This window comes from Microbacterium sp. NPDC089987, from assembly GCF_044748505.1.
In the GTDB taxonomy this organism is placed as follows: domain Bacteria; phylum Actinomycetota; class Actinomycetes; order Actinomycetales; family Microbacteriaceae; genus Microbacterium.
The window spans coordinates 285105-296968 of the sequence record NZ_JBIVGE010000001.1 but is presented as its reverse complement, the minus strand read 5'-3'; the positions used below and the strand labels follow the sequence as shown (position 1 = coordinate 296968).

Annotated in this window: 10 protein-coding genes; 6 read left to right on the top strand and 4 right to left on the bottom strand. The window is 63.6% G+C overall.

Translation table 11 applies throughout. The features are described from left to right. Positions 1–3: 3 nt before the first annotated feature. Both ACIPV2_RS01445 and ACIPV2_RS01440 read right to left on the bottom strand, forming a co-directional pair. Entirely contained in the window at positions 4–1104 is a 1101-nt protein-coding gene (locus tag ACIPV2_RS01445) for a hypothetical protein (RefSeq protein ID WP_400837480.1), read from the bottom strand. 89 nt (positions 1105–1193) lie between these two features. Next, positions 1194–2342: a glycosyltransferase gene (locus ACIPV2_RS01440; RefSeq protein ID WP_400837477.1), complete on the bottom strand. Its 1149-nt coding sequence runs from the start codon at positions 2340–2342 to the stop codon at positions 1194–1196. Positions 2343–2467: 125 nt separating this feature from the next. Between ACIPV2_RS01440 and ACIPV2_RS01435 the strand changes: the two genes are divergently transcribed. From ACIPV2_RS01435 to ACIPV2_RS01420, 4 genes are all read left to right on the top strand, one after another. Next, entirely contained in the window at positions 2468–3013 is a 546-nt protein-coding gene (locus ACIPV2_RS01435) for a DapH/DapD/GlmU-related protein (protein ID WP_400837474.1), read from the top strand. Continuing rightward, the gene (locus ACIPV2_RS01430) at positions 3010–4116 is read left to right on the top strand and encodes a glycosyltransferase (RefSeq protein WP_400837471.1); all 1107 of its coding nucleotides are present in this window, start codon (positions 3010–3012) and stop codon (positions 4114–4116) included. Before ACIPV2_RS01435 ends, ACIPV2_RS01430 begins: the two co-directional genes overlap by 4 nt. An 85-nt stretch (positions 4117–4201) precedes the next feature. Continuing rightward, positions 4202–5233, top strand: coding sequence for a GDP-mannose 4,6-dehydratase (gmd, locus tag ACIPV2_RS01425; protein WP_400837468.1), 1032 nt, complete (start codon positions 4202–4204; stop codon positions 5231–5233). Continuing rightward, positions 5233–6207 carry a GDP-L-fucose synthase family protein gene (locus ACIPV2_RS01420; RefSeq protein ID WP_400837465.1) on the top strand — a complete coding sequence of 325 codons (975 nt, stop codon included), beginning with the start codon at positions 5233–5235 and terminating at the stop codon, positions 6205–6207. The genes gmd and ACIPV2_RS01420 overlap by 1 nt, the downstream gene beginning before the upstream one ends. Here ACIPV2_RS01420 and ACIPV2_RS01415 read toward each other — a convergent pair. Next, complete coding sequence (locus ACIPV2_RS01415; RefSeq protein ID WP_400837463.1) at positions 6091–7590, bottom strand: hypothetical protein; 1500 nt, start codon at positions 7588–7590, stop codon at positions 6091–6093. The genes ACIPV2_RS01420 and ACIPV2_RS01415 overlap by 117 nt on opposite strands. A gap of 199 nt (positions 7591–7789) precedes the next feature. Between ACIPV2_RS01415 and ACIPV2_RS01410 the strand changes: the two genes are divergently transcribed. Both ACIPV2_RS01410 and ACIPV2_RS01405 read left to right on the top strand, forming a co-directional pair. Further along, positions 7790–9244, top strand: a complete 1455-nt coding sequence (locus ACIPV2_RS01410) for a polysaccharide biosynthesis tyrosine autokinase (protein ID WP_400837461.1) — start codon at positions 7790–7792, stop codon at positions 9242–9244. Continuing rightward, complete coding sequence (locus tag ACIPV2_RS01405) at positions 9241–9795, top strand: hypothetical protein (protein ID WP_400837458.1); 555 nt, start codon at positions 9241–9243, stop codon at positions 9793–9795. Before ACIPV2_RS01410 ends, ACIPV2_RS01405 begins: the two co-directional genes overlap by 4 nt. 1 nt (position 9796) lies before the next feature. Here ACIPV2_RS01405 and ACIPV2_RS01400 read toward each other — a convergent pair whose 3' ends face one another. Continuing rightward, positions 9797–11737 carry a glycoside hydrolase family 71 protein gene (locus ACIPV2_RS01400; protein WP_400837455.1) on the bottom strand — a complete coding sequence of 647 codons (1941 nt, stop codon included), beginning with the start codon at positions 11735–11737 and terminating at the stop codon, positions 9797–9799. Positions 11738–11864: the final 127 nt, after the last annotated feature.

Here is an 11864-nt window from a genome sequence, read left to right as displayed (position 1 = left end):
ACATCAAGGCTCTCGCGTATCGCGTCGATAGTGCGCGAGTGCCACCGGCACGAAGAGCAATGGTGCAGACACGCCGTTCGCGATGAAGCCAGCGGCCAGGCTCGCCTCGCCGCCTCCAACATTGAAGCCCACGAGAAAAGCGGCGACAGTGATGGCGGCGATCCCGACCCGCACCCCGGTGACGCTCGCCTGATGCCCGAGCAGTCTGAGGACGATACCGTGGATCCCGGCCCAGCCGGTGAGCACCGTCCCAGAGCCTACGAAGATCAGGCCCCAGAGCAGTGAATCGTGGTCCACTCCACGCAGCGAGAACCCCGAAACCCACACGAAGAGCACAAGTCCTCCGACCACGCTCGTCGCGAGCGTGACGAGTTGCCAGCTGGCTCGCCACCCTCGGCTGATCACTGCGGCGGCACGAGCATGCGCGCTGTCCGTGGCGCCGTCGGCCAGGATATTGGTGCTGGTTGCTGAGAAAGCGAGGTTCAGTGGGCCGAGCAATGTCTGCGCGAGACGTGCACCGGCGATGAGGCGATCAGCGCCGACGCCCGAGAGGGCGATCAACGGGGCGGAGACGATGAATTGTCCGACTGCGAAGTCGATGGCCTGCCAACCTGCTGACGTTCGAAAGTCGCGATAAGAAGCAAAGGAGGACGGCCTCGGGCACGACGCCAGAATGACGAACGCCGGAACGGCCGTGGAGACACCGATCACGATCAAGAAAGCGAAGGTGGTGGCCGGCATCAGCGGCAGAAGCGTGGTGAGCGTCAGAACTGCTCGGGCGCCGTCGCCGCCTGCCACCAGCCATCGGCGGGATGTACCGATCGCTCGATACCGCACCCACTCGTACAGGACAGGCGTCGCCCCCGCTGCTCCCGCCGTGATCGCTTCCGCGGGGGGCATGGATGCGATGAGCCATGCGCCAGGCGCCAGGACCAACAATGCCAAAATGAACGCTGTCCACGCATGGCGCGCACGGACGAGTGCTCCGACGGCGACGCGCTGGTGGATGAGTGCTGGCTGCAGCAGCGCCGCTCGAACGCCCCCGACCGCCAGGGTGACGACGAGCACTAGAACCGAGAACGAGGCGAACTCGGGACCCTGCATCCGCGCTGCTCCGACCACCATTGGAATGGCGCCGGCGGCACTGGCGAACGCCTGCGCAAGCGTGAGTGGCGGTATTCGAAAGCGCAGGCTCATCGCCGGCCCGCGGCGAGGCGCACGGCTTGCTCCAGGTTCTCGCCGACAGACCGAAGACTGAACGCCGACGGAGGTTCTGCAGCGAGTTCCATTTGCGATGCCAGATAGTCGTCCTGGTGGAGGAAGCGTGACAGGGCAGCAGCGAAAGCGTCGGCGTCCAGCGGATCTATCACGGTGGCTGCGGCGCCCGCTGCGACGATCTCCTCCGCTGCGCCGTCATGCACCGACAGGACCACGGGACGTCGCGCATTGACTGACTCGAACGCCGCCAGCGACCGATAGTCACCTTGAGTAGGACAGATCACCACGTGACTGCGCTCGTAGTGGCTTCCCACGTCGCCGTGGGACACCGAACCGTGGAAGACCACTCGAGATGCGATCCCCAGGCGCTCAGCTCGTTCCGCCAAGCTCGCACGCGCGGGTCCATCGCCGACAACGTCGAGGGACCACTCACGCTGCCCGTCACCTGATGCCTCAGCCAACGCCTCCATCAGCAAGTGCAGGCCCTTGCGCTCCTGCAGGCTGTTGAGGAACAGGAAGCGCACCGGACCGCCGTCGTCACGGGCTGGGAGGGCACCGCCCGGGTCCGACGTCAAATATGGACCAACATGAACGCGTTCGTCGGGTATGCGAAGCTGAGTTGCAAGGTAGTCGGCCGTCGCCTGGTTGCTGGCGAGTTGAGCGTGGCAGCGCCGTGCAACGAACCCCTTTGTCCATCGGACTGCACCATTGTCGGCACCTCCACGAAAGCGCGGGTGCGATTCGATGAGCTGCAGAACACGCCGTCGAAGCAGGAGGGCGACCGCGATCGTCAGGAGCGCCGTCGGAGTGAACTCGACGACGATCATGACGTCTGCACGATGCCGCGCCAATCGGAACAGAGCGCGAGGTGTCGGCACCCGAATGTTCCCGGTGTAGACGAAGTCCCCAACTCTGCGATCGCGCGCCCGGCGCCAGAACCTGAGCTCCGGGCGTAGCGGCAGCTCGGGATACCGCTCGACAGGGAATCCCTCCCGTACGAAGATCGCCGTCCCCGGTATGCGCCTCCGCATCTCGTCGAACACCTGACGGAAGTACGCCAGCTCATCGCCGTAGCCGAAGGCACCGCTCACCCAGCTGACACGAAGCGGGCATGCCGCGATCATATGACCTCCCACAGGCCGGTATGGATGCATCGGCGCGCAGGGCGCAGATGCTCCGAGTGATCCTATCGCTCACGCCTGCTGTCGATGCGGCACGGCTCTCCGGCACCGCGGCATAGTATGTCGCCATGGCGCGGATGCGAAGTCTCTCGGGGTTCACCGGAGCTGGCTATGACAAGGGTCGGGGACGCGTGTGGCAGGCGGCTTGGCAGCTGTTCTCCGGCATGCTCGTGATGCCGTGGTATGTCCCGGTGCCGGTGCGGATAGCGGTCCTGCGAGCTTTCGGAGCGAACATAGGGTGCGGGGTGAACCTGCGATCCGGAGTGCGAGTGCACTGGCCCTGGAAGCTCACAATCGGCGACAACAGTTGGATCGGCGAGCGGGTATGGATCCTCAACCTGGAGCCCGTGACCGTCGGCCACGACGTGTGCATATCGCAGGACGTGCTGCTGTGCACCGGCAGCCACGATCGAACCTCCCCGACGTTCGAGTTCGATAACGCACCTATCCGGATCGGGAGTGGCGCGTGGGTTGCCGCGCGGGCCACGGTCCTTCGCGGCGTGACCATCGGCGAGAGAGCGCTCGTCGGCGCGACGGCGCTCGTCACGCGAAACGTTCCCGACGGTGAGACAGTCCTCGCCCCCCGAGCCCACTCCACGGAGCCGCGGCCATGAAGGTGCTCGGCGTAGTCACGCTGGTCAGCCCTCACGGGGAATACGGCGGTCCTACGCGGGTCGCCATCAACCAGCTCGCGGCCCTCCGGGCGCTCGGTCACGAAGTGGTCCTGGCCGGGGGGCAACGCGGGTTCCCCGACGGTCCTCCGACCGAGTTGGAAGGCGTACCCGCCCGGCTCTTTCCCGTCGTGTCCGCCCTGCCTCGCTCCGGTTTCGCGGGCCTCGCCTCTCCTGGGCTCTGGCGTGCTGTCCACCAACACCACCAGGAGTTCGACGTCATACACGTGCACGCCGCAAGGGATCTGGTGACTCTGCCGGCGGCCTATATCGCTCAGCGACGCGGAGCTCGCGTTGTGCTTCAGACGCACGGAATGATCGATCATTCCTCGAACCCGCTGGCCGTCCCCCTCGATGCGGTGCTGACACGACCGGTACTCGAGCATGCTCACGCTGTGACGTACCTGACGCAGGTCGAGAGAACGGGGCTTGAGGCAGTCGCTCGAGGGTCGGTACGGCTCATCGACCTGCCCAATGGAGTTCCGGAGGCCGACGGTGTGACGGGGCGCGCGGAAACCCCCCACGTGCTGTATCTGGCCAGGCTCGCCGAGAGGAAGCGACCTACGCATTTCGTGCAGGCCGCAGCCATTCTTGCTGCTGAATTCCCCGAGGTCCGATTCACGTTGATCGGGCCCGATGAGGGCGAAGGCCAGTCCGTGCGGGCGGCCATCGAGCGTTCCGGCTACAGCGATCGCATCCGCTGGGAGGGTGCGGTCAGCATGAGTGACACGATGTCACGCATGCGCCAGGCCACGGTCTACGTTCTGCCCAGTGTCGACGAGCCCTACCCGATGTCTGTCTTGGAAGCGATGTCTACGGGGTTGCCAGTGATCGTGACAGACACCTGCGGGCTCGCGTCGTTCGTCACCGAGAACGATGCGGGAACCGTCATCAGCGACTCGGTGTCGGACCTCGCCAATGCCATGCGCGAGCTGATCGCAGACCCGGATCGGGCATCGATAATCGGTGGTCGCGGCCGCCGTGCAGTACGCGAGAAGCGGAGCATGGCCGCCATAGCGCGTCGACTGGAGCAACTCTACCTATAGGATCACTCGTGTCGGGGCCAGATGGGGACGCCCGACACGGAGTGGGCAGCGAAGCAGCGTGCCGCCCGAAGTTAAGGGGAACAGAGTGACTAAACGCGCATTCATCACGGGGATCACGGGCCAGGACGGGTCCTACCTTGCCGAATTGCTTCTCAGCAAGGGATACGAAGTACACGGCATGATTCGCCGAGCTTCGACGTTCAACACATCTCGGATCGATCACCTGTACGTCGATCCTCACAGCGACGATGCGAAGCTCTTCCTGCACTACGGCGACCTGAGCGACGGCGCACGCCTGACCACGCTGCTCGCCAGTATCCGCCCTGACGAGGTCTACAATCTCGCTGCGCAATCTCACGTTCGCGTGTCATTCGACGAGCCCGAGCACACCGCGGACACGACCGGGACCGGTTCGATCCGTCTGCTCGAGGCTGTGCGGATGTCAGGAATCGAGACGCGCTTCTACCAGGCGTCTTCCTCCGAACTGTACGGGGCTACTCCGCCGCCGCAGAACGAAGAGACGCCCTTCTATCCGCGTTCGCCGTATGCGGCTGCGAAGCTCTACAGCTACTGGATCACCAAGAACTATCGCGAGGCTTATGGCATGTTCGCGTCCAACGGCATCCTGTTCAACCACGAGTCCCCGCGACGCGGCGAGACTTTCGTCACCAGGAAGATCACTCGCGCCGTCGCAGCAATCAAGGCCGGACGGCAGGACCATGTCTACATGGGCAATCTCGATGCCGTACGCGACTGGGGGTACGCCGCAGAGTACGTGGAGGGCATGTGGCGGATGATGCAAGCCGACGAGCCTGATGATTTTGTCCTCGCGACGGGCACCGGCACCACCGTGCGGGAATTCCTCGAAACCGCCTTCTCACACGCTGGTCTCAACTGGCAGGATCACGTTCGGTTCGACGAACGCTACCTTCGACCGACGGAAGTGGACGCCTTGATCGGTGATCCGCGAAAGGCCGAGGAGAAGCTCGGCTGGAAGGCGAGCGTGGGACCGTTGGAGCTCGCGCGCCTCATGGTCGACGCGGACATCGAGGCGCTGGAGCACGCAGGAAACCCGTGGATCGATCGTGTGTCGCTCGCCGGGTGGGTAGCAGCCTAATGAGCGATTCCATCGACTATTCGCCTACGCGGCTCGACCGGGAAGCACCCTTCTATGTGGCCGGACATCGCGGTCTCGCAGGGAGTGCGATGTGGCGAGCTTTGGAGATCGCTGGTTTCACTAACCTCGTCGGGCGCACGTCCAGCGAATTGGATCTCAAGAACCGCGAGGCCGTCTTCGAGTTCTTCCGTCAGAGCAGGCCCAAGTACGTTGTTCTCGCGGCCGCGAAAGTCGGGGGGATCCTGGCGAACAGCACTTACCCCGTCGACTTCCTCAGCGACAATCTGCGGATACAGACGAATGTGATGGACGCCGCACGCGAAGCAGGTGTAGAGAGGCTGTTGTTTTTGGGCTCCTCGTGCATCTATCCGAAGCTGGCGCAACAGCCGATCCGCGAGGATGCTCTGCTCACCGGCCACCTCGAGCCGACAAATGACGCCTATGCGATAGCAAAGATCGCCGGCATCCTGCAGGTACAGGCAGTGAGGAAGCAGGACGGGCTGCCCTGGATATCGGCGATGCCCACGAATCTCTACGGCCCGAACGACAACTTCTCACCGCTCGGCTCTCACGTTCTCCCGGCGCTGATCCGACGTTACGACGAAGCCGTCTCCGAAGGGGGACAAGCGGTCACGAACTGGGGCACGGGCTCCCCCCGGCGGGAGTTCATGCACGCTGACGACCTCGCGTCCGCCCTGTTGCACCTGTTTGAGAACTACGACGCTCCCGAGCACGTGAACGTCGGGACTGGCAGCGATGTCACCATCCGGGAGATCGCTGAGACGATCGGCGATCTCATGGGCTTCAACGGCGAGACGAATTGGGACACGACGAAGCCTGACGGCACGCCTCAGAAGCTACTCGATGTCTCCAAGCTCGCTGCGTCCGGATGGACCGCCAATATCAGTCTGCGGGATGGACTGCGAAGCACGATCGACTGGTATCGCGCTCACGCCCGAGAGGTTCGGCGCTGACGAGTCGACTGTCTCGTGTTCGTCGGCACCCCTGGCGCTGACAAACACGAGGCAGGCGACTGTGAGCAGCAGCGGCCCTGTCGCCTGGAGGAGCGAGCCCCGGAGCAGGATGGTCGTGAAGACGGGCAGGATCGCGCCTGCGATCGCCCAGGAGCCGCTGATGCGAAGCGCTACCACGATGCGCGAATCCATGGCTCGCGCGCCGAGACCGAAGGCGAGGAACGCCAGAACCACGGCGATGATTCCCCCGTTCACGATGGCCTCAGCCCAAATCGGTGCGGACAGATTGTCGAATGAGTAACCGCGGTACTCGGCGAGCATGATGCCGGTGTCTGTGGGTTTGTCGGCCCAGAGCGCCCTCGGGACCCAGAAGAGCACGCTGCCGGCGAACTGGCGAAGCGGGACGACCAATCCATCGACCCAGAAGGATATGGAGTTCGCCACCTGCCAGAACGCGTCGTAATCGGGGTTCGACAGATATTCGGTGAAGAATCCCGTACGCGTTGCGACGCCCCCGTCCACTCTGCGGAAAGCGTCGGCCAAGGGGAATACGAAGAGGAAGCCCGCGATGACCGCGAGCATCGCGATGCGCGCCCGACGCTGGTTGGCGAGGACTCCTGCATAGACAGCCAGGGCAAAAGCGATTGTGCCGAACGAATAACGCGCGCTTGTCACCGGGTTGACGATGAGCAGCAGGACACATGTTCCCGCTATCGCTGCGGCAAGAGTCAGCTGTCGACTGAGCGGTGTTCTGCTGGACCGGCGCCACTGAATCATCGCACCCACTGCCACGACCATGGGATAGATTCCGCTTGCGTAGATGAGGCTGCGAACAGCGGGATCTGGCCAAGCCGCGGCCCGGGCTGCGGCCGCCCCATCCCGGCTCCCCTGGAAGATGGTCACCCCGAGCCGAGCTACGACGAAAGCACTTAAGGCCATGGCCACGAAGAACAGCGTCATCGTGCGCCACTTCGAAATTGTTCGAGGCTTCAGTTGTTCTCGTCGTCGGCGTACATGCTCACGCTGCATCCAGGCGAGCCGTCCGATTTCATAACATACGATCCCCAGCGCCACGACCCCGGCGGCGGGAAGGTCGAGGCCTGGATCGACCCCGGGTGTGGTCGTCGAGGTGAGGCCGGAGCGAATCTGTGCCGTTGGCGCGATGCCCATGAAGATGTAGGTGAACAGCCAGAAGAAGAAGTCGAACAAGCGCGGAAGACCGGCAACCCAGAGAAGTGAGAGGCGCACTCCCGCCCACACCATGATGGCGAGCGTGACGATCCACGCCTCACTACGTGCCACGTCCTCGACATCCGCGATGAGGAAGGCTGGCAGGCCGACAGACAGCACGGAGAAGGACATCACCAGCAGCACCCAGTGCATGCCTGTCGATCTCCGGAGACTGGAGGCTGGTCGGTTGGCGCTGGCCACTCGCACATCGCTGCCGTGAGTCTGCATTGTGTCGGTACCGTTCAGTGCGCTGAGTGTCGGCGTCTCGCCGCGTCAGCGGCCAAAGATATCATGGGAGGCACCCGCGGACATTCGTAGGGGCGATGCCGAACATCGGTGTGGGGGGCGACGCATGGAATCCAACAGCTTGCTGCGACTGGTGCGCTATCACTGGGGCGTAGTCGTGCTGTGCCTCGTCGTCGGTCTGACCGGCGGATGGGTGGCGGCGCAGACGACGCCTCGAGAGTACACGGCGAGCGCTGACGTCTTCGTCACCGCTACCGGCGGTGCGAACACGGGTGAGATCGCGCAGTCCACGAACTTCTCTCAGCAGCAGGCGCGGAACTTCGCCGCCATCGCAACGCGTGAAGTGGTCTTGGCACCGGTGGTCAAAGACCTGAAGCTCGAGTCCACCGTGCGTCAGCTGCGTCAGCAGGTATCCGCATCCGTCGGTTTGAACACGAGCGTCATCGCCATTTCGGTGAGTGACGAATCTCGCGACCGCGCGGCTGCGATAGCGAACTCCGTTTCGATGAATCTGTCCGAAGTGGTGCCTGCGTTGACTCCGCGTGTTCAGGGGGATTCGCCGGTGAGGCTGCAGGTCATCGAGTCCGCCGTTCCGCCGGTAAAACCTTCAGCGCCCAACGTTCCCCTCATGCTCATCATGGGACTTTTGTGCGGTGTGTTGTTGGCGACCGCGACGGTTGTCGTGCGAGGGGTGCTCGATGCGCGCGTGCGGTCCTCGACGCAGCTGTCCGAACTGCTCGGCGCGCCAGTCATCGGCTCTGTCGGCTATGACCGGAAAGCGAGCCGACAGCCAGTCGCGATGAAGGACGGTCGGTCCCTTCGCGCTGAGGAGTACCGACAGATTCGAGCGAACCTCAGATTCTTGCAGTCGGGAGAGCGCCACAAGGTGTTCGCCATCACGTCGGCGAATCCGGGGGAAGGCAAGAGCTCGACTTCCGCGAACGTGGCGGCGGCACTGGCTGCTTCCGGGCTGAAAACCTGCCTCGTCGAGGCAGACCTGCGTCGTCCTACCCTCAGCGGAATTCTCGACCTCCCGGAGCGAAGGGGACTGAGTGACGTCATCGCGGGCGATGTCTCTGCGATGGATGCGCTAGTTCCGTGGGGGGACGATGGGGTGAGTGTACTCCTGTCCGGCACCATCCCACCGAACCCAAGTGAGCTGCTGGAGTCAAGCATGGCTGCCGAGGCTCTGCGACAGATTCGCTCCCATTTCGACGTGACCGTCATTGACTGCCCTCCGCTCAACCCCGTCTCGGATGCGGCCGTTGTGGCGCGAATGTTCGGGAGCGTCATCTTCGTCGGGGCGTCGGGAACGCTTCGGGTGCGCGACCTGCGCAGGGCAGCCGAGCGGCTGTCCGGTGTCGGTGCGACCGTCGAAGGGGCGATCTTCAACTTCGCTCGGACCCGCTCAAGCAGCCGCTATCGCTACGACTCCACGCGTACCAGCAGCACGGCACCTGCGAACGCTCCCGGCGTCCGCCGCCGCCGCGGCGCCCTTCCCGCGGAGGATCGCGAGTCAGGAGAGCTATTCTCGCCCGCTGACGGGCGCGAGGTGTCGTGACCGCCGACGTCGAAAGGGTGCTGTTCGTCTGCACGGGGAATATCTGCAGATCTCCGTACCTGGAGCTGCGTCTCAGAGCTGGTCTCGCTCGACTCGGACGTCAGGACATCCTCACCGCTTCCGCTGGCCTGCAAGCCTTAGTCGGGCATCCGGTGAGCCGACCGCTCGCCAAGAGGCTGCAGACCGTGAACATCGATGCTGCACGGCATCGTGCTCGTCAACTGGTCCAGGCGCACGTAGAACAGGCAGATCTCATTCTCACGGCAACGCGGAATCAGCGTCGAATGGTCTCCCAGCTCCTTCCCGAAGCGGCGGATCGTGTCTTCACCGCCGCTCAATTCGTTCGGCTGCTGGAGGTGACCGAGCCTCGTTCGACGCTGTCGGTGCGCGATCAGGTGGTGATTGCGAACGGCGCACGTGGAAACGCAGGCTCGTCAACCGCGGAAGATGACATCCTCGACCCATGGAGAAGGTCCCGGCGCGCGTATGTGCGTGCCGGGACCTTGATGGATGAGGTGTCGGACCAACTCGTCCGACACCTCATCGCATGATTCACCAGGTGCTGGTCGCGTAGTACTGCAGGTCCTGCACCGGGGGTGTCTGGACGACGGTGTACGGCGAAGCGAGCTTCGCTGTCACCGCACCGGATCGCTCTACGGAGGCGGAGACCGCCCCGATGCCGAGCGGCACGGTGTGCACGGACATACCAGCAGGGGCGGCCACAGTCGTCGTCTTGCCCGCCACTGTGATCTTCACCGTGGCGGGAGAAGTCAGCCATACAACGGCTTCAACAGTGTCACGTGCAGGCGTCGACGTGCCGTCGAGCGTCGGAGCGCCCATCAGCTGGTGGGAGAGGCTCGGCTTGGCTCCCACGAACTGCTTACGGTGCGTGAGCACGATCTCGTCCGCTGTGAGCGCCGGAGCCTTGCCGTTCTCGAACCATGACGTGTAGTAGCGCGTAAGGTCCAAGAAGGAGTCACCGTGTGCCTGCGAGGGCGCGATCTGTGTGGACTCGCTGTAGTCATTCCACGTCACTAGCTGCACGTAGTCGACCTTGTCCTCGATCGCCCGCTGCCACTGAGTGCGAACCGTCGCGGTGTTGTTCGACTCCGCCCAGTTCGACGCGTTGAAGCGAACGTCCTGAACCGCGATGGGTTCCATCCACGTCTTGCCGTATGACGCGGCCTTGGCGTCATAGTTCGGACGTGCGAGCGAGTTCCGCTCCGTGCGCGCTCCCCAGTTGCCGTATCCGTCGGCAATCGGAGCGTACGCCTTCATGTTCGCATCACTCGCGTTGAGGAACACAGCCTGGAAGCTGATCGGCAGTCCGTAGGTCTTCTCCAGGGCCTCGATCACCTGGGTCCACCAGGACACCGAGGCGCCCTCAGCCTTGAACGAGGAGAGCAGGTACGAGCCGTTGACCTTGTACGCAGGACCGGAGCGGTACAACTGATTGAGCAGCGCGGCAGCCTGCGCAGGGGTGTTCTTCACGAAGCCGGACGAGCCGTCGACCATGGGGATGACGACGAAGCCTCCGACAGAACCTGCAGCCTTCATCATGTTGATGCCGGCTTCCCAGTTCTGGCCCGAACTGCTCATGAGGTTGAGAGTGAAGCCGTCGATACCGGCTGACTGTGCCTGACGAACCTCGGTCGCCATGTTCCGCACACGCCAATCCGATGCCGTCTGCGGTGCCGGAGACAACGGTCGGTCACGCAGCAGACCTCCCTGAGCTGCGAACTTGCCGTTCTCACCAATCGGGTTGAGGTAATTGTTGGCGTAGTAGTCCGAATCCGCGGTCTTGTTGTCGATAGACAACGGGTAGGGCACGAAGTAGTGCGCGAACACGCGCGGTGTGCCGCTAGGCTTCGCGGCGGGCGCCTCAGGCTTAGTCTCATTGCCCGAGGGTGTGTCGGGAGCCTCAGTCGCGCCGCTCGCCGTCGTAGTGACGACGATCTTCGGCGCGTACTCGCCGCTTCGCTCCATCAGGAGCCGAATTCCACCTTCCAGATAATTCAGGTTCAGTGCGAACACGCCCGATGTGGGCACCGATTCGATCTTCAACGGAATTCGAACGGTCTGCCCAGCCACAGCCGTCGTGCTTTGGCCGGAGGCGACGGCTCCGCGGCTGGGCTTGTTTGCCCAAGTGAGAGTCGAGGATGACCAGTTGGAGGATGAGTTGTACGCCATCAGACCGGGTTTGGTCGCCGTGGTCGAACGCACGCGCAAGTCGAGGGATGCCGACGTCACCTGCCGACCTTTGAGAGCGTCGCCGGAGAATTTCAGAAAGGTTGTGTCGGCGCTCTTCGTTGCACTGAGATAGTCGTGCTTCTGCACTGTGTTGAGCGACCGGTCGGTCGCCCATGCCGTATCGACAGCCGTGAGAACGACCTCCTGCGTGGTGGGTACGGGCGCAGCGGCTTCTGCTGATTGTGCCACGCCGGCGGCGGGGAATGCGGCCGCTGTCAACGCGAGCACAAGAGTGGCAATCATGGGGATTCGTCTTCGAGTGTCAGATGTTTTTCGAGTCACAGACATGTTCCTAGTTGGCGTTTCGCCTGATGTGGATCGTTAGAGGGGCTGCGCTGCCATTCGTGAAGCCGAATGCACAGCGCCGAGC